We start from the raw sequence: 26,081 nt of genomic DNA, 5'->3' as shown, positions 1-26,081 counted from the left end.
AAAATCTAAAGCAGCATTTTTAAATACTTCTCTTCCTAAAATTAAATATGGTATAAAGAAAATAATATACTCTATAATACCATGTATGCTTTTATGCAAACTGTATAATAATACTAATACTATAAGTCCTAAAAAAATTTCTAATAAAAACAATAGTCTTTCTTTATTCTTTAACATGTTCATACCCCCAACTATAAATTTTTTCTATATGCTCATCATCCAACCTATAAAATACATGAAGTCCAACCTTTCTTTTCTTTACTACTCTAGCCTGCCAAAGCATCTTTAAATGCTGAGATACAGAAGGCTGCTTCATATCAAGAAGAGATGATAATTCATGCACACATAGTTCTTTTTCACTTAAAGCAGATATTATTTTTAATCTTGTAGGATCAGAAAATACAGAAAAGAAATCTGCTAAAAGAGAAAATTCTTCATCATTTGGAAGTTTAGGTATAAATGATGATATACTGCTGTCAGTTATGTTAACTTCGCAGTCATTATCTAAGTCTTTATTTACAAATTCTTTTTCATCAATATTTTGAAATTTATTTTTCATATTTTACCAACTTTATATAAGTATATTATAATATAATAATATACTTATATAATAATTAAGTCAATAATTTTTTTTAAAAATTTTATTGTTATTTTAAAAATCAAGCTGTAATAAGTTCAATAATATATTTTAATAAGTAAGCAGAATAAATAATTTTTTATAGAAAATTATTTCATTTCAGTATATAATCTGTAATATTTTTCATTTTTTAACGAATTTAAAAATTTTGATAAAAATATCATAATTTTACGATAGTTAACATAATGCTAAATAAAATTTTAAATAAAAGGAAAGTTTTTTAGTTATGTATAGTTTCACTAAAGATGATAAAGAGTTTAGAAATTTAACAAATGAGGAAATAGAATTCCTAAAGTCTCAAGGATGTTCATCTCAATCTTGGGATAAAATATTTATAAAAAATGTAGATTTAACTAGAATAAAAGATGTACAATTTCATGGTAAAGTAAAAATAAATGCACTTAATGGAATGGTAAAATATCACAACAAAGTACAAGTTCCTGCCTCTATCAATAGAGCAACATTAATAGATGTATTTATTAATGGAAATGTTTATATCAATAATGTAGGAAGATTCATTGCTAATTATAAAATAGAAAACGGAGTAATAATAGAAAATGCCGGTTCTATATATATGGAAGGAAAAAGCAGTTTTGGAAACGGAGTAGAAACTTCACCTATAATGGAAGGAGACGGAAGAAGCGTAAAAATATTTAATAGGCTTAATTCTCATATAGCTTATATGGTGGCAATGTATAGACACAGATTTTTAATGCGTGCTAGAATAAACGCCATGATAGATGATTATACAGCAAAAAAAACTAGAAGATTTGGAAAAATAAAAGAACATGCCAAAATAATTAATGCAAGACTTATCAAAAATTCGCATATAGACCCTTATACTACTATAGAAAATACGGATGAAATTAATAATACAACAGTTATAAGTACAAAAGAATGTCCTTCATATATTGGAACATCTGTTATATTAAAAGATTCTATAGTATTAAAAGGTGCACATATAGTTGATAGTACCGTAATAAAAAAGGCATTCATAGGAGAAGGTGTAAAACTTGGAAGACAATTCTCATGCGAAGATTCTCTTCTATTTGCTAACTGCGAGGGAGAGCATGGAGAGATGTTCTCTATATTTGCAGGACCTTATACTGTTACTCATCACAAAGCAACACTTTTAATAGCAAGTCATTTTTCTTTCTTTAATGCAGGAAGCGGAACCAATCAAAGTAATCACATGTACAAATTAGGACCTTATCATCATGGTTTTATGGAAAGAGGATGTAAGACAGGCAGCAATTCATATATTTTATGGCCTTCTCATATAGGAGCATTCTCTACAGTTATAGGGGCTCATTATGATAATGTTGATACTTCTGATTTTCCTTTCTCATATATAACTGAACATGGTTATCATCAAACAAGACTAATACCTGGATTAAATTTATTCGGTGTAGGACTTTGCCGAGATGAAAACAAATGGAAAGATAGAGACAGAAGAGTTGGAGACAAAAAAGATTTAATTATATTTGATGTATTTAGTCCATATACTGTTTCTAAAATGATTAATTCTGAAAGTATATTAAAAGAAATAAGAACAGAAATAGAGAATGTAAATAAAGAAGGAGATTATATATTATATAAAAATATGATAATAAAAAAATCTTCTTTAGATAAATATTCTCAAAGATATTCTGTAGCAATTGATTTATATTTGCATGATAAAATACTTTCATATATTAAAGACTCAAGAAATATAGATGAAATAATAAAAAATTTAGAATACAGGGATGATAAAGTATTTGAAAAATGGGTTGATATAGGAGGACTTATATGTTCTAAAGACAGAATAGATGCTGTTATAAAAGATATAGAAAATAACAAAATAAATTCTTTAGAATTATTAATAAAATCATTTGAAAATTTATATAATTCTTATCAATCAGATGAAAAATCTTGGGTTATGAACACTATAAGAAGAAGATATAGTATAGAAAATATAGATAAAGAAATAATTATTAAACTTTTAAAAGAACATATACTCCTTTTAAAAGAAGCATACAAGATATTCTATAGAGATGTAAAAAAAGAATATGATTTATCTAAGATGGTAAGCTGCGGAGTTGACGATAAAGCCATAATGGAAAGAGATTTTGAGGCCATAAGAGGAACAGTAAAAGATAATTCTTTTGTTGTAAAATATAAAAATGATATAGAAGAAAAAATTAATAATATAAATAATATTATGAGTATACTATAATAGGAGCTGTTATGCTGATTCATTCATTGTCTATAATATTAGAAAGAGGTTTTGAAGATATAATAGAAGCAACCATAGAAAGCGGAGAATTAAATATACTTGGATTCAATATAGAATTTCCAATCAATGATGAAAATATAGCTATTGTAAATATATATAATGAAAACAATGATATATTAAAAAACAATCTAGCTATTATAGAAAAAAATATTAATGATATCGTAAAATACAATTATGAAATAAAAGAATTAGAATCAGATGAATATTTAACTTCATATATGGAATTTTTAAAACCATTTGGTATAGGCAATATAACTATAGTTCCTAATTTAAAAAATGACTCCGACAAATTAAATGATAGTACTCTTTATATAGCGAAACAATATGCATTCGGAACAGGTACTCATGAAACCACATCATTAGCACTTGAAATGATAAATGAATATAGTGAAAATAATGATATAGCTTCAAAAAGTATAGCTGATATAGGGTGCGGAAGCGGAATATTATCATTATTTGCTTATAAACTAGGAGCAAGAAATATTACTTCTATAGATATAGATAATGATGCTGTTAATTGTACTTTAGATAATGCTTCTTATAATAATATTAAATTGGATAATGTAATTCTTGGAAATACTAAAGATTTAATCAATATGAATTTTAAGTTTGATTTGGTTATTGCTAATATAGAAACTGATGTATTAGTAGAAATACTTCCAGAATTAAAGGAGCTTTTAAAACCTGATTCCACATTAATATTATCCGGTATATTATTAGAAAAAGAATCTTCCATGAATAATGCTATAAGAGAAAACAAGCTTAACATTATTTTAAGAAAGAGAAAAAATGATTGGGTATCTTTAATGCTTAATATTGAATAATGGAGGTATATATATGCAATTAATAGATTTAGTTAAAAATGCCAAAGAAGCTACATATAAATTACAATCTTTAAATACAGATGTAAAAAATAATGCTCTTCTTGAAATAGCAAAAAAAATTGAAGAAAATAAAGATAAAATATTTGAAGCAAATAAAAAGGATTTAGAATACGCTCAAAAACTTCTCGATGAAAATAAAATTTCAAAATCTATGTTTAACAGATTAAAACTAGATGAAAATAAATTAATAGATGTTGTTTCAGGAATTAGAGATGTTATAAAACTTGAAGACCCTATTAATAAAGTATTATTAGAAACAGAGCTTGATGACAATTTATTATTAAAAAAAATATCCTGCCCTATTGGACTTATCGCTGTAATATTTGAGGCTCGTCCTGATGTAATATCTCAAATATCTTCTTTATGTATAAAATCATCTAATGCAGTTATACTTAAAGGCGGAAGCGAAGGAGAAAATACTAATAAAGCAATATTTACTATAATAGAAGAAACTCTAAATAGTATAAAAGAATTTCCAAAGAACTCTGTTAATTTAGTATTCACTAGAGAGGATATAAAAGAATTATTATCAATGGATAAATATATTGATTTAATAATACCAAGAGGCGGAAACAGTTTAGTACAATACATCAAATCAAATACAAATATACCAGTATTAGGACATGCTGACGGTATATGTCATTTATATATAGATGAATCTGCAAATCAGGAAAAAGCATTAAAAATATGTTTAGATTCAAAGGCTCAGTATCCAAGTGCCTGCAATGCTGTTGAAACTATACTTATAAACAAAAACATAGCTTCAGAATACTTGCCAAAACTTTATAATTTATTCAAAGAAAATGAAATAAAAATGAACGCTGACTCTGAAGTAAAAAAAATATTAACTTCATCAGACATAGGCGAAGTGAAAGAATGGCATTTTGAATACGGCGACAAAGAAGTATCTTTAAAAATAGTATCAGACACAGAAGAAGCATACAATCATATAAACAAATACGGTTCTCATCATACAGACTCTATAATATCAGAAAATAAAGACAATATAGAAAAGTTTATGATATTCGTTGATTCTGCTAATGTATACTGCAATGCTTCAACAAGATTTTCAGACGGATTCAGATACGGTTTCGGTGCTGAAGTAGGAATATCAACAAACAAAACTCATGCAAGAGGTCCTGTAGGTTTGGAAGGCTTAACAATATACAAATATAAAATTTTCGGTAACTATCAAATAGTTAATGATTATGTTACTCATAAGGCAAGTTTTAAACATAAAAGGATAAAATAAAAATTGTAAGCGACTTGTCAGACTGTTTAAAGCGAACAATTTTTATTAATAATATAATATAAAATAATACAAACAATAAAGCTGATAACTAAAAAATTAGGTTGTCAGCTTTTTATTAATACAATACTTAGTAATAATAAAATATCATACAAAATTTAATTAACATAGATATAACAAATAAATACTATTTTAAATATTTATTAATACAATTTTCAAATAACTATATTAATAAAAAATAGTTTTTAATTTGCAGCAACCTTGAAAACTAAAACAGCCAAAAGAACTATTATTAAAATTCCTATTCCACCTATTATAAAAAGTCCCCATTTAATATATTTTATTATTTTTCTTATAGAGCTATTAGCATCAACAACACCATTTTGTACTCCATTAAGACCGCCAACTAAAAGAAATAAAGCATCCTCAAACCAACCAAGAACAGGCAGCACATCAGGTACTAAATCTACAGGTGAAACTGTGTATATGACTGACAATATTAGAGGTATCCAAGGAACTATGCCAGACTGTGCAGGCTTGTTATATTTATCATTATATTCACTCATTAAAAATCCTTTTTGTATCATATAAAATTTTATTATAATACATATTCTAACTTAATTATATATATATTATTCTAGATATGAAAAAGTACATACTAATAACTTTTTAAGCTAATAGTATGCACCTAATCTTTTATAGTATGAAATTATAGTTTTTCGTAATAAGATGTTACACCATTATTACCATAAAATACTTCACATTCACTATCACTCATAAATACAAATCTAACATTTCCTAGAATTGGTATACTATATAGAACAAACTCATGCCAAGTATCTTCTACATATTTAATTCTATTCCAATTACTAATAGGAACGCTGCTTGATGAACCATCAGCATTATAGAAAGTAATTATCCCGTCTTTAGTAATAACAAACAGCTCAAGACGATCGTATCTGTTTCTCCAAGCACCTACTAAATCATATGGCGTAAATGTTCTGTTAGGTTCAAACATAGATGAACAGCTTGTCAAAACCAAAGATATTATCAATAATAATACAATTTTCATAATACTTTTGTTTTTAATCATAAAACCTCCTAATTTAATAATATTGTTATAATAAATACAAATAACAATATTATTTGATTATTATTATATAATAAATCATATACCTCACATAGCTATAATATATTTTTAATATTTTTTGTCAACATGTAAAAATATATTACAAAATAATTATATAATTTTTACAATAAATATAAATATTACTTATATAGTAAATTTACAAAATAAAAAACTTGATAAAATACATGATTTTGATATAATAATATAATTTCACTATATTTTTTTAGTTTGAGGATATATTTATGTCTAAAGTTATAGCTATAGTTAATCAAAAAGGCGGTGTAGGAAAAACTACTACAGCTGTTAATTTAAGTGCTACAATAGCATCAATGAGCAAAAAAACATTACTAATAGATATTGACCCGCAGGCTAATGCTTGTTTAGGTGTAGGTGTTACTAGAGATAAAATGAAAAAAAGTGTATATGATTTATTAATAGGTCAAGCAGAAGCAAATGAAGTTATAATGCCTACATATCAGGAAAATCTATTTCTAATACCGGCAGATTCGGATTTGGTTGGTGCTCAAATAGAATTAGTTAATGAAATAGCTAGAGAATACAAACTAAAAAAGGCTATAGATGCTGTAAAAGATAATTATGAATATATTATTATAGACTGTCCTCCTACTTTAGGTATATTAACACTTAATGCATTAACTGCCGCTGATTCCGTGCTTATACCTATACAATGCGAGTTCTATGCATTAGATGGAGTAGCTGAACTTAATAATACAATAGCACTTGTTAAAGAGAACTTAAATAAAGAATTAAAAATAGAAGGCGTACTGCTTACAATGTATGATTCAAGAACAAAATTAAGTGCTGATGTTGTACGCGAGGTTGTAAATTTCTTTAAAGATAAAACATATAAGACTATGATACCTAGAAATGTACGCTTAAGCGAAGCTCCTTCTTACGGCAGGGCTATAAGTGATTATGATAAAGACTGTATAGGAGCAAGAAGCTACAGAGAATTTTCTAAAGAGTTTATTGAAAAGTCTAAATAAAGTATGTTTTTTCAATATAAGGATATTATTATTTTAAAAGATATAAAAAATATATTTTTGTATTGAAAAATAAATATAATAAATTTGAAGGCATAGATAGCGGTACTAAAGAGTTTTTTAAATTTGAAAAAGTTATGAATAAATAATATAATTAATAGTTAAATAATGAATTTTAATATATAAAAGGATTTTTATGAGCAGAAAAGGCGGTCTTGGCGGACAAGGTATGAATGCATTAATAAAATCTGGAGACAAAGAAATAAAGAGAGCTGTTGAAGAGGCTGAAAAAAACGGAGTATTAGAAATAGATGTTTCGCTTATAGATGTAAACCCTGACCAGCCTAGAAAAGTATTTAATGAAGAAGAAATACAAGGTCTTGCAGAATCTATCAAAGAAAACGGACTTATAAACCCTATAACTTTAAGAGAAAAAGACGGTAAATATCAAATAATATCCGGCGAGAGAAGATTCAGAGCTTTTAAATTTTTAAATAGAGATAAAGTACCGGCATTAGTGCTTCAAAATATAGCAGATTCAAAAATGCTTGAGCTTACCCTAGTAGAAAATATACAAAGAGCAGATTTAAATGCAATAGAAGTTGCAAGAAGCTATAAAAAATTAATATATGATTTGAATATTAAACAGGAAGAATTAGCTAATAGAGTTGGAAAAAGCAGAAGCACAATATCAAATTCAATGCGTATATTGGAATTAAGCGAAAATATACAAAATTTAATATTAGAATCAAAGATTACAGAAGGCCATGCCAGAGCTATATTATCTTTATCCGATGAAAATGAAAGAGAAGCATTTGCAAAAGAAATAATAGAAAATGGTTATTCTGTTAGAGAATGTGAAAAAATAGTAAAGGATAAAAAAGAAAATAACAATACTGCAGATAATGAAAATAATGAAAAATCTGACAATAAAGCAAAAAAAGAAAATAAAAAAGATCCTAATATAAAGCAATTAGAAAATGATTTAGAAAAGATATTCTCCACAAAAGTAAATGTTTTGGATAAAAATGGAAAAGAAGGTAAAATAGTAATAGAATATTACAGTGCGGATGATTTATCAAGAATTATGGATATGCTTGAAAAAATACATGAAAAAGAAAACAGTACAAGCCCTACACTTGAATATTAGGAGTAATTTTGAAATTCAAAATTTTAGCAGTAATATTATTTCTATCTTTAACTCTATATTCAAGAGAAAGAATGCCTATAGCTACTATAGATTTAGATCATAGTTTAAGGGCAAATGAGCCTTTAAGAAAAGAATTAGTAAAAGCTATAAACAGATTTGTATATTTAAAACAAAAAGCTTCTATATCTGTAGACAGACAAAAGAAAAAACTATTCGGAACTAATGAATTAAATTTAGAACAGGGATTAACTGTGGCATCCAATCTAAATGTAAGAATAGCAATAATAATGAAAAGTGAAAAAGTATTGAAAAATACAAATAATAATCAAAATAAAATAGATAATTTGACAATAAAATCTAATGAAATAAATGATATTATGAGTAATTATAATATGACCAATACAATATTAAGTAATGATATTATACTTACAAATGAAGCGAAAGATTTAGGAGATTTAATAGAATACGGAATAGGTAAAAAAACGGAGGATATGGATAAAGCAGGTGAAGAAAAAAAAGATGAAGAACTTTATGATATCAAATATAATTTTCAAGTTATAGATATAGAAACAGGAGAAACATTAAAAGAATATGACAAAAGAACATCATCTGAAGCTTTACTTGCTATGCAGGAAATATGCTTATATTTAGAATTTTATTTTTCTAATCTATTATTTAAAAAAATAGAACATCAAATAAATGGTATTAATTTGACTTTAAGAGCAGAACGAACAACGTTAGAAAACAAAACAAATGCAATATATGATAGAGGAGAAATAATAGAAGGAGAATCATTTACTCTAAACTTTAGATGCAATATGGACGGATATGTATATATATTTGCTTTTCAAAATGACGGAAATGTTATATTAATGCATCCTAATGATTTTAATAACTTTATAGATAATAAATATCAAAATGAAACCGAGGGAAAGAAAAACTATATAATCCCACCTGAAAACTCTATATTCAGAATAAGAATAAGACCTCCTTTTGGAGAGGATGCTTTCTATGCAGTTTATAGTAAAAAAGAACTTCCATGGATTACAGGTTTATACTTTAAAGGCGACGGATTTAAAATATGCGATAAAAGCAAAGTAGCCGAGTTCACAGCAAAATTAAAATCCACATTAAAATTTATGAATAATAACAACTGGCAGATATCTAAAATATATTTACAAACTATTTCAGAATTAGAAGAAGATTAAAAAAGACTTATAAAATTATATTTATAAGTCTTATTTACTTATTTAATTTTCTAGTCATCAATATCAATTACTCTTCCGCCTCTAGTTATTTCTAATTCCAAACCATTGCTAAGCTTAACTTTATATAAACCATCATCCATTTCAACTTTCCAAATTCTAGCTCTAGGATAATATCTTTTTGCTGCATTTATAACCCTTCTAGGAACTTGATTGATAGGAACAATCCAATCTGCAAAAAGGCTTGAACTTCCAATTATAGAAAAAGCAAATATTAAACAAAATAGTTTTTTCATAAATACCTCCTTCAAAATATCAAATTATCTTATAGTTATATAATAATACATTTTTCAATTATTGTCAATTTATTTTACACAAAAAGTAAAAAATATTCTTATTTTTTTAAAAAAAATTACAATATAGTAAAAAAGGTTTACAAATAACATATATTATTTGTAAACCTTTGTAAATTCTTTTTATTAAAGTAAAATTATTTATTATAAGAAGCAACAGACTCCATAATATCTTTTTCTTCTGGAACCATTATAGTATTCATACTATCTTTAGCAGAACGTACAAAGAACTCTAAACGGTTAACAGTATTAACTTCACTAGCACCCGCATCCATATCCAAATATAAAAGATTTAATTCAGGATATCTAGTTTTAAGTCTTGTTTCTATTCCTCTAGCTATAATATGGTTAGCAATACAACCGAAAGGCTGCAAGCAAAGTACATTATTTATGCCCTCTTCAGCAAAAGTAGCTATTTCACCAGGTAAAAGCCAAGCTTCACCAAATTGATTAGTCATAGCAGTAACTTTAGCAGCATTTTCAGCTATTTGTCTTATATGATGTGCTGGTCTGAAACCCTTAAACTTAGACATTATTTGATTTACAGAATCAATTCTAACATCAACTACTTTTTCTGATAATTTGGAGCCATAATATCCTAAGAATGATACATCTCTGGCATTAGTTTCTTTATTAACCTGCTCGCTTATAACCTTCTGTACAAAGAAGTCAAATACAGGAGGAACTATTACCTCAACACCTTTAGACATAAGCCAATCGCAAACATCTCCATTAGCGAATTTGTTATATTTTACATATATCTCACCAACTAATCCTGCTTTAGGAAGCATTAAATTATCATTAGTTTCAATAGCATTAAACTCAGCAACAGCTTGTTTCAATAATTTATCAGTTGCTTTAAGAGAGAAATCCCTAGGATGTAATGCTATATATTTATTAGCAAGAGCTAAAGACTCTCCTTTTTTAACTTCTCTAGCGGCACAATAATAATACATTGTAGATATAGCATCAGCATAAGGCATAGCTACAATACCTTCTTTCATCATATCAATTTTAGAAAGCTTGAATCCAGGCTGATCATTTATCATTGTAAGCCCTACAGTTACTACCGGAACATCAGGATATCCTGCATTGATTAAACCTCTTTTTATAAGAGAAGCATAATTACTTGCTCTGCATTGTCCGCCTGTTTGAGTAATACCAGCAGCTATATTTTTAGGATCGTATTTTCCGCTTTGAACAGCTCTTATAATATCTCCTATTACAATAGTAGCAGGATAACATATATCTTGGTTTGCATATCTTAAACCCAATTCTACAGATTCAACATCTGGTTCAGGAAGAGCAATAGTATCATATCCGCTTCTTTCTAATAATGTTAAAATCATAGGATCATAGAATTGACCAAATTTAGGTACAAGTATTGCACGTCTCTCATTTTTCTCATATCTTTTAATAATAGTTCTATTAGATTCTTCACTTGGTTTAAAATCACCTTTCATTTTCATACTTTCTATCATAGAACGTATTCTTAATCTAATACTTCCAGGACTTGAAATTTCATCTACTTTTACCAAAGTAGGTGTTTTTCCATAGGCATTAAGTATAGATTTTATTTCATCTGAAGTAGTAGCATCAGGACCGCATCCGAAACTATTAATCTGAACTACTTCAAGCTTCATATCTTTTTGTTTACAAGCCCATAAAGCAGCTTTAAACATTTTATTAGGATAAGACCACTGAGTTAATACCTGAACATCAGCAAGAGATTCATCTATATCAAGTCCATCCTCTGTAATAACATTAATACCGAATGAAGCAATAGTTTCCGGTATCTTATGATTGATTAATGGGTCAATATGATAAGGTCTGCTTACTATAAGTATAGTAGGAGTCTGAGTTTCTTTAGCATGCTCAATTATTTTTCTACCCTCAGCTCTTAACTCTTCTTTTATTCTAATTTGTTCCTGTAAAGCCATCTTAAAAGCTCTATTAAAATCTTTTTTATCTATTCCAAGAACTTTTACAAAATAAGCTTTACATCCTTTATATAACAATTCTTCATTTAAGAAAGAAATAGTCGGAGCATCAAAAGGTATGCCGTATTTACTTAAAGGACTTATAGAACTGTCTATTACATCAGGATAGCCTGTTACTACAGGACAGTTATAACTATTAACGCTTCCGTCATCTTCTGATTTTTCTAATACAACAGAAGGATAGAATATTCTGTCTACTTTAGATTCTATTAAATCATATATATGTCCGTTAGCAATTTTAGCAGGGAAACATATATTATCGCTCATAACAGTACCAGAACCTTTCTCAGCTATAGCCATGCTTGAAGGTGAAGATAATTGCACTCTATATCCGCATTCTACAAGTATAGTAGCCCAGAATGGGAAGTTTTGATACATATTAAGTACGCGAGGTATACCAATAGTACCTTTTATTTCATCTGAAGCAGGTGCTAAAGGTCTGTCGAATAATAAAGAAAGTTTTTTCTGTGTAATATCCATACCATAATTTCTTTCTTTATTTCCTTTATTAGTAAATATTCTTTCACATTTATTACCTGTATAGAATGATTTATTATCTTTGAATTTTAATCTTGTAACAGTACAAAGGTTTTCACAGCCTTTACAAGTAAGCTGTTTTCTTTCATAATCATTAGCTTCCTGTAAATTATCCAAACCTATAAAAGCAGTATCTTCTTTTTTAGAATTAAAAGTATCCAAAGCCAATAATGCACATCCGTAAGCTCCCATAAGCTCTGATATATCAGGGCGAATAACTTTTTTATCTAAAAACTTTTCTACAGAACGAAGAACAGCAGAATTTTTGAAAGTACCGCCTTGAACAACTATATGTTCTCCTAATATAGAAGTGTCTGTAATTTTTAATACTTTAGTGAAACAGTTTAATGTAACACTTTTAGCAAGTCCTGCAGAAATATCAGCAACTGAAGAACCTTCTCTTAAGGACTGTTTTACTTTACTATTCATAAATACGGTACAGCGGCTTCCTAAATCGCAAGGGCTGGCAGATTCGCATGCTATATTAGCAAAATCAGCAACTTTATAACCCATTCCGCGTGCAAATGTTTCTATAAATGAACCGCATCCTGAAGAGCAGGCTTCATTAATTTCAATATTTTCTATAATACCGTCTTTAATAAATATAGCCTTCATATCCTGTCCGCCTATATCAAGTATGAAGCTTACATCTTTATCAAAAGCCTTAGCACCTCTGTAATGAGCCATAGTTTCAACTATACCCTCATCCATATTGAATGCTGCTTTTATTAAATCTTCTCCATATCCTGTAACAGCAGTTCTAGCTATATTTATTTTAATATTCTTTTCATCTAATTCTTTCTTTATCTCCGTAAGACCATCTGTAACAGCACCTACAGGATTTCCATTATTATTTCTATAATGTCTTAATACTACTTGTCCGTTTTCATCTATAATAACGATTTTTGTTGTAGTAGAACCGGAGTCTATACCTAAGAATGTATTTTTTCCATTTACTGTTGATACATCAGCAGATTTTACTTTATCTTTAGAATGTTCTTCTTTCCAATTCTCATACTCTTCCTGACTATTAAATAATGCTTCTCTAGTTTTTGAATTTGTAATTTTTACTTCAGCAGATATATTTTGTACTAATTTAGTAAATTTTGAAACTGTTATTATAGTTTTATCTTCTTTTTCACCAAAAGCTGCTCCTATAGCGGCAGTTAATTCAGGATGATCAACTGTATACATGTCATCTTCTGTAGCATCAAGCAAAGTTAAAAATGTTTTTCTTAATTCCGGAAGGAATGTTAAAGGACCGCCTGTAAATAATATTTTAGGCTTAATCTCAAAACCTTTTGCCAAAGTATTAACTGTTTGAACGGCAACTGCTTGGAATATACTTTTAGCAATATCAGCTTTAGGTATATCGCGGCTTATAAGAGTTTGTACATCTGTTTTTGCAAATACACCGCATCTGCTTGCCATTGGATAAATAGAAGCAGACTTTTCAGACAATGTTGAAAGCTCTGAAGGATGAACATTAAGAAGCGTAGCCATTTGATCTATAAAAGCTCCTGTTCCTCCAGCACAGTTTCCATTCATTCTTATATCAGCTTTGAAATTATCATCAAAAACTATAATTTTTGCATCTTCTCCGCCTATATCAATTAATGTTCTTCCATAAGGATAAATCTTTCTAATAGCAGTTGAAGAAGCAATAACTTCCTGTACAAAACTAATGCCTGTTTTTTCACAAACTCCCATACCAGCTGTACCTGTAATAGCAAGTGAAAGCTGCAAATCTCCATGCATAGTCTGAAGATTTTCTAATATGGACAGCAATGTGTCTTTTATATCAGCATTATGCCTAACATAAGTTTTAAATATCATATTATCATTATTATCATATACAACCATTTTTGCGGTAGTTGAACCTATATCAATACCAGCTTTGAATATTTTTTTCATATATATCTCCTTCATAAATAAATCAAATTTATTGAATCATCATATTATTCATATTAACAAATATTATTTTAGTTTTATGATTTTTTATATTTTCTTCAGGTATATATCCGTAAGAAAGTATTATTATAGTATCATCTTTCTTTGCATGATGAACATTATCCCCATTGATACCAATAATACCCGTATCACGTATACCTTTTATAGCAACAGTTTCAAATCTATCATTATTACTTAAATTAATAATTGATACTCTTTCTCCTTCCATTATATCTGATTTATCCATTAAAGCCTCATCTATTGTTACAGAGTCTTTAAAATTCAAATCAGTTCTTGTAACTGTTAATCTGTGTATTTTGGATTTTATGATTTCTCTCATCATAAAGTATAAAATCCATAAAGCTAAATTATTTTTATATACTATTTTTACAAATATTTTACTTATCTAACAAAAAATGTCAATATTACAATTTAAAATATTTATTGATAATAGTTATTATTAACTATATATATATTATGTATTATAAAACATACAATACATAATATATGCTTTTTAATATACGAAAAACTACAAAATTTAAAATCTGCCTATAAAAGCACTATTAAAATTACCATTTAAATCTCCCTCTACAATAACATCCATTGGAAAAACTTTTTTATTACCTAATTTATAATTCACATAATCATGCACTTCATGAACTATGATTTCTATAAGCTCTATTTTATTCATAAACTCTTTAATAAATGATTCCTCATCTATAGGACTTTCACCTCTTTTTGCAGAAGCATCATTTCCCTGCTTAATAATTTTCCTAGCAGCATAATCTTTAATCTTTACATCCCATTCTTCTTTATTCAAATATATATTTCTAAAAAAATTAACTGCTTTATTTTTATTATATTCAGAAGAATCATCAAAAGCCATAAGTATTTTATTGCCAGAAACCCATTGAAAATCTTTATCAAAGGAACCTACTGCTCTATTATATAAAAAATCTCCAACTATTTCATCTGTATATATTATAGGTTTTAAATATTCATTAAGCATTGGAGTCAAATCTTCATCTTTATAATCATTTTCTATAATATCAGAAAGTAAAAATTCAACTATTTCTTCACTCTGTTCTTTCTCATACCTAACTTTAAATTTAACAACAGATTCTCTTTTAATTACAGACTTATAATAATCTAAATCCTTCTCATCTATTTTCATTCTTACAACTATTTTTTTATTTTTTTCTATATAGCCAGTTTCAATATCTTTATAAGCAATGCATATCATTAGTACATTAATTTTATTATCATTCTCACTTTTAGCACCTAAAAATTCAGGCGATCCTATTATAAAAGCAACATCCTTATATTCATCTAAAAATTCGCTTTCTTTTTGTAAAAAAACATATCTAAATCCATTAATAAAATAAATAATATTTTAAATCAAATATCAATAATTATCAATAAATTTATACTATATAAAAACACTTATAACAAATAAAAAATATAACTAAAATTAACGTATAATACTTTTTTCATCAAACTCACCATTAAATTTGACTTCTTTCCATTTATAACCGGCCCATTTAGGCCAAGAACCATAACTAACATTAGGATTCATATTTCCAGATGCACTCTCTCTATCTACATTAGCTAAATACAAAGTCATTTGTTCAGAAGGTATGCCTGTCCATGATGTACCAGGAGTATCCCCTCCTTTAAAACTGATTTTAGTTCCATAATACAAAACTGTTTTTAAATTATTACAATTAGCAAACATATTTGGACGCATTGTAACTAAACCGGCTGGTATAATTATAGTCTCTAAATTTGAACAATTTTGAAAAACATTAAAAGATATTTCTGCAACATCATATGGAAAATAAATAGCCTTCAGATTTGTTTTATTTCTAAAATAATCATACCAAGTCTTATTACTTACTTTTTCAAAATATGATGCATACCTTAAATCTAAATACACTAAAAGTTTATTATTCTCTAAACAACTGGCTACACTTCTTAATGAATTAGGATTTACTACCCCTCTTATACAAAGCATATCTTTATTACTGCTTTTTCCTATAGAATAAAGTATATCCTGACAATTAAATTGAGACCCTCCCTCAGGTGTATAATCCAAATATATATAATATTTAGTATAATCAAAATTTCCAAACTCTTCTGCTGGTTTAAGAAAAGTATTATTACAAGAAAATATAATAACCATTATTAATAAAAATAAAAAAACAAATAACATTTTCATAAATTAACATCTCCTAACAATTAAGTTTTAGGTTCTTCTCCAAACCTATAAATGAATGGTACAAAATTAAATGAAAAACTTTTTGAATATAAGGCATATTCAACAGATATAGATTGATAAAATATATCTATTGTAAGTCCGAATCTTATATCATAATAAAAGTATGAGTCTTTGAGACCAAATGAAGGAATATCCATATAAAAATCATGTTCTGCACTATTGGGAAAAGAAGATTTTATAGTATTAACAGAAAATTGTCCGCCGACATCTAAAGAAGAATACACAAAATCTACGCCAACAAATCCGTAAACAGCAAGATAATCAATATATGGAACTCTATCTTTAGGCTTAAACCCAAATACAATTTTCGGTGTAACTGCAAAACTTGTCCATTTATTTCTTAGGGATGCATCAGAAGCAATAAAAGCTCCAGTATTTATTGAATGATCAGCATCATATTCTTGATAAGAGGCCGAATTTTTATATGATAAATTCAATGTTCCATAATCAAAATTAAAATCAGTTCTAGCGTCCAAAAATATATATTTATTTCTATAGATATAAAATTTTATATCTAAACCTCCATGAACTCCTAAAGCCTCAACATAAGTATCTTTGATAAAAGGGCTGAATAAATCGCTGTATCCTGGCAAAAAAGAAAATCTTAATCCAATAGATATAGGGGCTGTCCAAGCATTAATAGAGGCAAATAATTGTACATAAGGGAGTGCTACTCTATCTATAGCATTTACTATATTAACAAAATTATTATTATCCTTTATATTTTTTGTAAAAGTATCATAACTCATATTTACACAAGTTCCTACTCCTACTGTACCTAATGGAAAATGCAGAGGTATAACCAAACCGTAATTATCTCCTGAAGCTGCATTAAAAAATGCCTTTCTTTTTAGTTTATCCATTACAAGAGATGAAACACCCAAATTAAACATATATGTATCATACAAATATTCAGCACCGGCCATCATAAGTACTACATCTTCATTTTCTGTATACAATGAAATTAAAGAAGGATCATTTAAAACTTTAGTCCAATCATTAGGATTTATATTGTTTATATAATTTTTAGCCCCGTCAAAAAATGATGGAAGATATGAATTTTGAAATACAAAATTTATGGCATCAGAATTATTTAATCCCTTAGACGTAAAATAACTATTGAAAAAATCATATAAATCTGCAGTTTGGGAATAAATTGTATTGATACCAATTACATAAAATAGTATTATACAAACAAAACGTTTTAACATATTATCAACTCTTAACACTTTTAAATATAAAAAAAATATTTATCAAAGTCAATATAAAATTATTGATAATTAACCTCTTTTATTATAGAATTACGGACAAATATATTAAGGAGTTGAAAATGAAAAAAGACATTTTCACAAGCTCTATAGGAGTTATAATAGCAGGTGCTGTTATAGGTGCTATAGCTGCTTGGCTCTCTGTAATGGGCAATCCTGCTAATATGGGTATATGTATAGCATGTTTCACCCGTGATTTAGCAGGAGGACTTGGATTACATAGAGCAGCTGCTGTACAATATATAAGGCCGGAATTAATAGGTCTTGTTATTGGTGCCACAGCTTCAGCAATGCTCTCTAAGGAATTTGTTCCTAAGGGAGGAAGTTCGCCTATTATAAGATTCTGTTTAGGCTTCTTTGCTATGATTGGAGCTTTAGTTTTCTTGGGATGTCCTTGGAGAACTTTGCTTAGAGTAGCAGGAGGAGATATTAACGGAATATTTGGTTTAATAGGCATTATCATAGGCGGAGGAATTGGTGTTTTCTTTTGGAAAAAGAATTTCTCATTGGGTCAGCCTAAAGCTTATAAAAATAAGCTTGTGGGATTTTTACCGCTTGCTATATCAATAATTCTTTTAATATTGTTATTGCAGCAAACAAAATTTTCTGAAGGCGGTCCTATATTCTTCTCTGAATCAGGTCCTGGAAGTATGAGAGCCCCTATAGCTATAGCATTAATAGCTTCTATAGTAATAGGATTTATAGCTCAAAAATCAAGATTTTGTACTGTAGGAGGACTTAGAGATGGAATATTTATGAAAGATTTCCATATGACTAAAGGAGTAATTGCATTTATAGTTGCTGCTTTTATAGTTAATATAGCAACAAGCAGATTCAATTTATCTATGGAAAATCAACCAATAGCCCATACAAATATTTTATGGAACACTGTATCAATGATTCTTACAGGATTGGCTTTTACTTTAGGTGCTGGCTGTCCTGGCAGACAAGTGATACAATCTTCGGAAGGTAATATGGACAGTTTCATTTTCGTTATAGGAATGCTAGTTGGTGCCGGATTTGCTCATAACTTTAATTTAGCAAGTTCAACTGCTGGTCCTACGGTATATGGAATGGGAGCTGTTATATTAGGCTTAGTATTTTGCATTATCATTGGTTTTACAATGAAGGAAAATACTGCCAACTGATATATTTCTTGTGCAGCCGGGTGTTGTCATTATATAAAAAGAAATATACCGTGTAAAATTTTTGGAAGTTATATAATGAACTCTGCCGTTACGCTGTATTATTAGAACTAATACAGTTATGGTAATATAGAGTAGCGGCAGAGGTTATAATAAAAATATTTAGATATATAATCTAATGCTTATTATAATAGTTAAGACTTTCTTATAAAATTACAGTAAGGTGTATTTATTAAATATGGTATCTTTTACCATTAATAAAAATTAAAATAAGGAAATTTTACTATGTCAGAAACTATAAAAGTAGATACTAGAGGAATGTCATGTTCTCAAGCATCTTTTCAAGCTAAATGTGCCGCTATTAATAATACAGAATTAAATACTATAATAGAAGTTTTAGTAAGCGGACATTCAAGCTGTGAAAGTGTAATTAGAGGATGTGAAAAATACGGATATGAAGGGAGTTTTGAACATATAGAAAATGAAGATATACTCGTAACTTTGAAAAAAATTAAATAGTATAATTAATATCAAAATAATTATTGAACATTTTTATAAATATTCAAAATACTTGGTAAAATCTCTTCAGGCATAAGTTTCTTCAAACAATCTATAGTTTTGCATCCGCGTTTCATATACTCGCAATGAAAACTTTTTAATGCTGTACAATATTTTTTTCTTGCTTCTATATTAAAAGCTTTATCTCCCCTAGCCCCATAAATTAAAGGCAAAGTATCACCAAATATACCTATAGAATATATATTGCATGCATTAGCTATATGAAGAGGGGCACTGTCTCCTCCTATAAGTGCATAAGAATGCTTAATCACAGATATAAGTTCTCTAATGTTCAATTTAGCAGTAAAATCATCAGCTATAATGCTGCCCAATCTTTTTTTCATTTCATTAGAAAAATCTAAATCATCTTTTGAACCTATTAATATTACAGGCACTTTATACTCTTTGTAAAACATCTCTATTAATTTTGAAAAATTATCCGAACTATATCTTTTGCTTATTCTTGTAGCTCCTCCATGTACAAGCAAAGCATTTTTATAATCTTTCATTTTATTAATTCCAAAATTATTTTCATCTTCGTTTAAAAATATTTCAGTATTGATTCCGTCATCTTCTATCCCCATAGGTTTTAGTATAGAAAGTATTGTATCAACTATATGTCTGCTATGCTTTTTCCAAGAAGTTTTTTTGGTGAGTAAAAAACCTCTGCATTCGCTATTTACTCCAGCCCTTACAGGTATTTTTGCCTTATATAAAATGGAAGCACCATAAAATGCGGTTGTTGCCGTAAAGCCTATATCATAATTTTGAGCTTTTATATATTCTATAACTTTATCATCACGTACTATTATATTATTTATATATGGATTTTCTTTTAATATATCTATTCCTCTAGCTCCATTTAATACATCTATAACACAATCTTTATAATGTTTTTTTACTGCTCTTATAAGCGGAGTTATAAATATTGTATCTCCAATATAATTCATTCCTATAATTAATATTTTTGTCATTATATAAAACTCTATTAAAAAATATACTTTAATAACTTACTGAAGCCTTCTTCTCTTTACAAATCTCTCTTTCTTAGCTTCAAGCAATCTTTCTTCATTGTATATTTTCATTATTTCAAAGAATAGTATAAAAGTTAAAGGACCAAGTAAAATTCCGGAAAGTCCGAAGAATAAAACACCTCCAAGTATAGAAAAGAATATAAATAAAGGATGAAGTTCTATTCTGTTGCCAAGAAGAAGAGGACGTACAAAATTATCCGGTATTGTAATAAAGAACCAAGCACATACTATAAATATTATAGCCCTTACCAACTCTCCATTTATAATAAATAATATTCCCAAAGGAATCCATATAATAGTAGTACCTATTATAGGCATAAAAGAGGCTATTATAGTTAAAAATGCAAATGTAAATGAATTAGCTACACCAAACACAGTATATACTATAAAAGCACAAAAACCTTGAAATATTCCTGTGAATAAATTACCAAATACTATACCCTTAATACCTTCTGATACTTGTTTAATAAGCCTATCAAGATACTTTCTCTCTATAGGCAGTAAAGTTCTAACCTGATCTATTAAATAATCCCCATCTATAAAAAAGAAAAATAAAGAAAACATCATAAATATAAATGAACTTACAAATCCGCCTGTACTTTTAAGTAGTCCTGCCACATTCTGAGTAAGGTATGAACTGAGGAAAGTCAAATTTGAAAGAGAAGAGTCCTGTATTCTCTTTAATATTGTCTCCATAGAAACATTTATAGGCAAAGATTTAAGAATATTATTAATAGCTGGATTATTTATAATCTCATTAACATCAAGATTCATAAAATATTTTATACCTATATTGGAAATATCTATAAGCTGAACTATTATAGTATATACTAAAATACTTGTAGGAACTAAAAATATAATCAAAGATATCAATGAAAACAATAATGCCAAAGTATTTCTTTTTATAATAGCTAATTTATTATTCTGCTTGTAGCTTTTACCCATAGCTTTTATAAATAACGGATTCAATACTACATAAAAAACCACCGCAAAGAATATAATCATTCCAAATGGTTTTAATAATTGATACATTATAAATATGGCTAAAAATATAAAGGCTATAAAGAAAATGTAGGCAATATTATTTTTACTCATAAAATTTCCATTAAAAAATACTAAATATTATCAGAGTTTTTTATCATAATATATATATAATATTTTTCAAGCATTTTAAATTTGAATTATTATTTTTTCATGTTATTATATAAAAATGAAATTTTCTTTAAATCAAAAACAAAGAGAAATATTATATTGTTTTTTTAACAATGGAGTATGTTTTGTAAATGCTTCAGCCGGTACTGGTAAAACCAGCACTATAACAGAACTATATTTAGAATTATTAAGAAAAAAAGAAAAAGTATCAAACATAGTTGTAATAACTTTCACAAAAGCTGCTGCAAATGAAATGCTTATAAGAATAAGGCTAAAAATAAGAAATGAAATAAAAGAAGCTAAATCAGAAAATGACAAAAAATATTGGCAGAATATTTATAGAGATATATTAACGAGTGCTAAAATATCTACTATAAACTCATTTGCTCATTCAATAGTTCTTGAACATTCTATGGGACTTTCTATGCCTCCTAATATAGCGATACTTGAAGACAGTTCTGAATTCAATAATCGTTTAAAAGATGAAATACTTAATGTTTTAAAAGATGTTTCATATACAGAAAAAATAAGAAAGCTATACAGAATATACACAGAAGAATCAAAGAATCAATTTGCAGATAAAATATTAAAATTTTTAATAAAAATAAAACCCAGATTGGAAAATATTGAAAACTTTGAAAAAAAAGCATTAGAAATAATAAATATAGATAAAAAAGGATATGATAAACTATACAATGATATATATAATCATAGCATAGATTTAATTGACGATAAATCAAAAACAGGAAAATATATAAATGACTGTCAGAATAAATTGTCGCTTTTAATAGAAAAAATAGATTTAATAAAAGATAAAGAAAATGTAAAAGCATTACATATAGAAGACTATGAATATATAACAAATGCTCTATATGAAGCATCTCAGGCAAAATTGGGTAATACAAAACATGATGATTTCAGGGCAGTTCTTTCAGCATTGCAGCCGCTTTGCATAACTATGATTAATTATGTTAACATATTATATAATGAAGAAAATTATATAACTGTTATCAATTTCATAAAAGATACTTTCAATAGGTTTGAATATGTTAAAAAAATTATAGGTGCCTACTCTTATGAAGATATAATGCATAAAGCTATAGAAGCATTAGAAAATGATAATATTTCAAAAGAAATTAGAGAAAATATAAGCACATTAATATTAGATGAAGCACAAGACACAAGCTCGCTTCAGTTTGCATTTATGAATTTAATAGCATTCGGAAAAAGAGAAATAAAAATTGGAGATAAAACAAATAAAAAAATAATGATAGTAGGAGACAGGAAGCAGTCTATATACAGATTTAGAAATGCAAATTTAAATGCTTTTACAAAAACTCAGGAAATGTTTGAAGAAAATGTAAGGTATTTAAAAGATAATTACAGAAGCAGCTCTATGTTAATAGAATTCTTTAATGAGTTCTTTCAGGAAATAGTGTTTAAAGATGATAAAATTAAATACATAGATGAAGATAATCTAGTATACAATAAGAAAACGAATGATAAGTCTGTATCTATATTGGTATTAAATAATAATGTTCAGGATGAAAATTCTCAATTAATAAACAGCATAGAATATAAAACAGAATTAGAAGCATACTGCATAGCAAAATACATAAAAAAATACTTAAGTAATGATTATAAAAATGTAGTGATACTTTTTCAAGCAACGAAAAGATTAAATGTATATTTAAAAGCATTATCAGATTTGAAAATACCATATTATATAGACGGCGGAAACGGATTTTATGAGAGAGAAGAAATAATCTTAATAAAAACGTTCTTGGAATATTTAATACTTAGAGACCATGCTAAATTAACTATATTATTAAGAAGCGATTTCTTTGATATAGATATAAGCAATTTATCAGATTTTTTATTCACATTACTTATTAATAATTTGGATATAAACGATTATTTTCCTGTACATACAATAAACAAAAATAATTATGATAAAATACTTGAAATAGCAAAATCAAAAAGCTATTACAAACAATTAGAAAAAGCCAAAAATCTATTAAATACAATAGAAAATAAAATAATTACTATGAATACGGCAGAAGCAATTGAAACTATATGCACTGAAACAAATTATTATAATTATTTAATGACAAAAGAAGATGCAGAACTTGCTTATGCTAATATAGAAAAATTAAAAAATATAGCAAATGAATTTGAAAATCAAACAGGCCACAGCATATACGATTTTGTTTTATCTATTCAAAATATAAGCAATGATATGCCTTATTCATCTATACCTAAACTATCTGTAGAAGCTGTAAAAATAATGACTATACACAAATCTAAAGGATTAGAATTTGGCAATGTATTTGTTGCAGGAATAGGTCATTCCAGAAATCCAATAACAAATGATTTTGATTTTATAGAAGATGCTCCATTAATAAAACTTCCTATATATGGAAAAAATAATTATAAAACTTTTGATTTTTGTGCATTAGACAGTGAATATAATAAACAAAGCAACTCATCAGAAAAAAAGAGACTTTTGTATGTGGCTTTAACAAGAGCATCTAATAATCTAATATTATCAGGAGAGTGCTCCAGAGTATCAAAAAACAATAGCTACAGAACATATATAAACAATTACTGTAATGAAATTAATGATTATAAATCAGAAAATCTAAGTGAAGATATTAATGAAATAATAGAAGTTAAAGATATAAATAATAAATTTATGAATATTTATACTTACGGATTGGCAATAAAACCTAATGAAGAAATAAATAATAATAAAATAAATATAGAAGAAATAAAAAAGAAAATAGAAAATATAAAAAATAATAAAAAAAATATAAAAGAAAAGGAAATAAAAACAAGATTGAATATTAATCCTTCTCTAATAAATCATTATGAAAGGAATTTCAATGATATTTCAGCAATTCTTGATGAAAAAATATCAGAATTAGAGAATGATATTAATAATGAAGCAAACTATGATGAAGATGTTTCATATATATCATATAAAGATATGGGTACTATAATACATAAAGTATTAGAACATTTTGATTTTGAAAAATACAAAAAAGAAAAAGAAATATATTTAGATAAAATAAAAATGGATGTGATTAAAAGCTATAATCATTATAATGAAAAGCAGCTGACAAAAAATTTAAATACAGCATTCAGTAAATTATTTGAAAATCAGCATATAATAAATATAATAAATGGAGATGAAATAATAGTATCTAGGGAACATACTTTCCAGCATTATGATGAAGATAAAACAATAACCGGAAACATAGACCTAATTACAAAGAATATTAATACTAATGAATATTTTGTATTAGATTATAAAACCTCAAAGTATAGTAAGGAAAAAGAAGATTATTATAAGCCTCAATTGGATACTTATAAATCTATGGTGCAAAATGTATTTAATATAGAAAATGAAAATAAAATTAGTACAGGACTTATATTCTTAAAATAAAAATATTCTTGCATATAGAAAATACATGATAATTAAAATAAAAAAACACTATATATTTATATTAAACATTATATTTTTATTAATTATATACTATATATATTAATAATTTCCTTTACTTTTTTTGTAATATGTATATATTATAATAAAGTAAGGAATATATAAAATGAGAATAATTTGTAAATATGTAGTATTAACTATTTGTTTTTTATCTTTAATATCATGCAATATGCAAATTTTCAGCAATAGGTTTAATTTAAATAGAGCCTATAATTTATATGAAAAAGGCAAAAATGAAGATGATGATCAGGCTTTGCTTGAAATAACTTCAATATATAATGATATTATTAATCAAAAAATATATGCCCAGGATAGACTAGCATCAGTTTATAGAGTATTGGGAGAAAGAAGTTTAGCTAAACAGCAATACGCCTACTCTGCAAAATATTTTACAGAAGCATTAAAAATACTTCCAAACAGTCCGTATTTAAGATATGGTTTAGGTATATCTTATGCTAATTTAGCCGACAGTGCGGATACTCCGGAAAAAAAGACAGAGTTTATAAGTAGAGCTGAAACAAATATAAATTTTGCTATTGGCAAAGATCCAAATAATGCAAATTATTATGCGGCATTAGCATCCTTAAAGGGCATACAGCAGGATAAATATGAAGAAGCATTTGAAAATATAAGCAAAGCTGTAGAAATGAGTCCTGACAACATAGACTATTTATTTATATTAGCTAGAATACAATACAGCAGAGAAAACTATAATGAAGCTGTAGCAGCATATAGAAAAATATCAAATCTTGCTACAGAAACTTCTAT

General features: G+C 27.0%; 21 protein-coding genes. 10 read left to right on the top strand and 11 right to left on the bottom strand.

Going from position 1 to position 26,081, the window contains the following annotated elements:
* Nucleotides 1-163: 163 nt before the first annotated feature.
* On the bottom strand, nt 164-559 hold the full coding sequence (locus tag Q0J90_RS11775) for a helix-turn-helix transcriptional regulator (protein ID WP_297278092.1): 396 nt from the start codon (nt 557-559) through the stop codon (nt 164-166).
* A 304-nt stretch (nt 560-863) separates the two neighbouring features.
* Here Q0J90_RS11775 and Q0J90_RS11770 point away from each other — a divergent pair, with 304 nt between their 5' ends.
* Genes Q0J90_RS11770 through Q0J90_RS11760 form a run of 3 tightly spaced genes read left to right on the top strand, consistent with a single transcriptional unit; the run spans nt 864 to nt 5,048 of the window.
* Nucleotides 864-2,852: a DUF4954 family protein gene (locus tag Q0J90_RS11770; RefSeq protein WP_297278091.1), complete on the top strand. Its 1,989-nt coding sequence runs from the start codon at nt 864-866 to the stop codon at nt 2,850-2,852.
* An 11-nt stretch (nt 2,853-2,863) separates the two neighbouring features.
* Entirely contained in the window at nt 2,864-3,736 is an 873-nt protein-coding gene (locus Q0J90_RS11765; RefSeq protein WP_297278090.1) for a 50S ribosomal protein L11 methyltransferase, read from the top strand.
* Nucleotides 3,737-3,749: 13 nt separating this feature from the next.
* Nucleotides 3,750-5,048, top strand: a complete 1,299-nt coding sequence (locus Q0J90_RS11760) for a glutamate-5-semialdehyde dehydrogenase (RefSeq protein WP_297278089.1) — start codon at nt 3,750-3,752, stop codon at nt 5,046-5,048.
* A 242-nt stretch (nt 5,049-5,290) separates the two neighbouring features.
* On the opposite strand, the gene Q0J90_RS11755 is transcribed toward Q0J90_RS11760, so the two are convergent.
* Both Q0J90_RS11755 and Q0J90_RS11750 read right to left on the bottom strand, forming a co-directional pair.
* Nucleotides 5,291-5,611: a DUF1232 domain-containing protein gene (locus Q0J90_RS11755; protein ID WP_297278088.1), complete on the bottom strand. Its 321-nt coding sequence runs from the start codon at nt 5,609-5,611 to the stop codon at nt 5,291-5,293.
* Nucleotides 5,612-5,754: 143 nt separating this feature from the next.
* Nucleotides 5,755-6,138 (bottom strand): hypothetical protein, encoded by a 384-nt coding sequence (locus Q0J90_RS11750; protein WP_297278087.1) that lies wholly within the window; start codon nt 6,136-6,138, stop codon nt 5,755-5,757.
* 278 nt (nt 6,139-6,416) lie between these two features.
* Here Q0J90_RS11750 and Q0J90_RS11745 point away from each other — a divergent pair, with 278 nt between their 5' ends.
* The 3 genes from Q0J90_RS11745 (at nt 6,417) to Q0J90_RS11735 (ending at nt 9,536) form a co-directional block, all read left to right on the top strand.
* Complete coding sequence (locus Q0J90_RS11745) at nt 6,417-7,181, top strand: AAA family ATPase (RefSeq protein WP_297278086.1); 765 nt, start codon at nt 6,417-6,419, stop codon at nt 7,179-7,181.
* A gap of 193 nt (nt 7,182-7,374) precedes the next feature.
* Nucleotides 7,375-8,328: a ParB/RepB/Spo0J family partition protein gene (locus Q0J90_RS11740; RefSeq protein ID WP_297278085.1), complete on the top strand. Its 954-nt coding sequence runs from the start codon at nt 7,375-7,377 to the stop codon at nt 8,326-8,328.
* Between the two features lie 8 nt (nt 8,329-8,336).
* Nucleotides 8,337-9,536 (top strand): DUF4384 domain-containing protein, encoded by a 1,200-nt coding sequence (locus Q0J90_RS11735; RefSeq protein ID WP_297278084.1) that lies wholly within the window; start codon nt 8,337-8,339, stop codon nt 9,534-9,536.
* Nucleotides 9,537-9,586: 50 nt separating this feature from the next.
* On the opposite strand, the gene Q0J90_RS11730 is transcribed toward Q0J90_RS11735, so the two are convergent.
* The 6 genes from Q0J90_RS11730 to Q0J90_RS11705 all read right to left on the bottom strand — a co-directional run bounded on the left by Q0J90_RS11730 (nt 9,587) and on the right by Q0J90_RS11705 (nt 17,862).
* A complete protein-coding gene (locus Q0J90_RS11730) occupies nt 9,587-9,829 on the bottom strand; it encodes a PepSY-like domain-containing protein (RefSeq protein ID WP_297278083.1) in 243 nt (80 codons plus the stop codon).
* A 194-nt stretch (nt 9,830-10,023) separates the two neighbouring features.
* Complete coding sequence (locus Q0J90_RS11725) at nt 10,024-14,337, bottom strand: acyl-CoA dehydratase activase-related protein (protein ID WP_297278082.1); 4,314 nt, start codon at nt 14,335-14,337, stop codon at nt 10,024-10,026.
* Nucleotides 14,338-14,365: 28 nt separating this feature from the next.
* Complete coding sequence (locus tag Q0J90_RS11720) at nt 14,366-14,716, bottom strand: aspartate 1-decarboxylase (protein ID WP_297278081.1); 351 nt, start codon at nt 14,714-14,716, stop codon at nt 14,366-14,368.
* Nucleotides 14,717-14,911: 195 nt separating this feature from the next.
* Nucleotides 14,912-15,616, bottom strand: a complete 705-nt coding sequence (locus Q0J90_RS11715) for a DUF2262 domain-containing protein (RefSeq protein WP_297278080.1) — start codon at nt 15,614-15,616, stop codon at nt 14,912-14,914.
* 228 nt (nt 15,617-15,844) lie between these two features.
* Nucleotides 15,845-16,591 carry a leucine-rich repeat protein gene (locus Q0J90_RS11710; protein ID WP_297278079.1) on the bottom strand — a complete coding sequence of 249 codons (747 nt, stop codon included), beginning with the start codon at nt 16,589-16,591 and terminating at the stop codon, nt 15,845-15,847.
* Nucleotides 16,592-16,611: 20 nt separating this feature from the next.
* A complete protein-coding gene (locus Q0J90_RS11705) occupies nt 16,612-17,862 on the bottom strand; it encodes a hypothetical protein (RefSeq protein ID WP_297278078.1) in 1,251 nt (416 codons plus the stop codon).
* Nucleotides 17,863-17,930: 68 nt separating this feature from the next.
* On the opposite strand from Q0J90_RS11705, the gene yedE reads away from it, so the two are divergent.
* Both yedE and Q0J90_RS11695 read left to right on the top strand, forming a co-directional pair.
* Nucleotides 17,931-19,067, top strand: coding sequence for a YedE family putative selenium transporter (yedE, locus tag Q0J90_RS11700; protein WP_335823586.1), 1,137 nt, complete (start codon nt 17,931-17,933; stop codon nt 19,065-19,067).
* A gap of 282 nt (nt 19,068-19,349) precedes the next feature.
* The gene (locus tag Q0J90_RS11695) at nt 19,350-19,583 is read left to right on the top strand and encodes a sulfurtransferase TusA family protein (protein WP_028329918.1); all 234 of its coding nucleotides are present in this window, start codon (nt 19,350-19,352) and stop codon (nt 19,581-19,583) included.
* Between the two features lie 20 nt (nt 19,584-19,603).
* Here Q0J90_RS11695 and Q0J90_RS11690 read toward each other — a convergent pair whose 3' ends face one another.
* Nucleotides 19,604-20,596: a glycosyltransferase family 9 protein gene (locus Q0J90_RS11690; RefSeq protein WP_297278077.1), complete on the bottom strand. Its 993-nt coding sequence runs from the start codon at nt 20,594-20,596 to the stop codon at nt 19,604-19,606.
* A gap of 36 nt (nt 20,597-20,632) precedes the next feature.
* A complete protein-coding gene (locus Q0J90_RS11685) occupies nt 20,633-21,751 on the bottom strand; it encodes an AI-2E family transporter (protein ID WP_297278076.1) in 1,119 nt (372 codons plus the stop codon).
* Nucleotides 21,752-21,866: 115 nt separating this feature from the next.
* Here Q0J90_RS11685 and Q0J90_RS11680 point away from each other — a divergent pair, with 115 nt between their 5' ends.
* On the top strand, nt 21,867-25,256 hold the full coding sequence (locus Q0J90_RS11680) for a UvrD-helicase domain-containing protein (RefSeq protein WP_297278075.1): 3,390 nt from the start codon (nt 21,867-21,869) through the stop codon (nt 25,254-25,256).
* A gap of 163 nt (nt 25,257-25,419) precedes the next feature.
* Nucleotides 25,420-26,081: tetratricopeptide repeat protein (locus Q0J90_RS11675; RefSeq protein WP_297278074.1), on the top strand; the 662-nt coding region annotated here is incomplete at its 3' end.

The organism is uncultured Brachyspira sp. (genome assembly GCF_944390595.1).
Taxonomy (GTDB): Bacteria; Spirochaetota; Brachyspiria; order Brachyspirales; family Brachyspiraceae; genus Brachyspira.
This window is presented reverse-complemented; position numbering and strand designations above follow the sequence as displayed.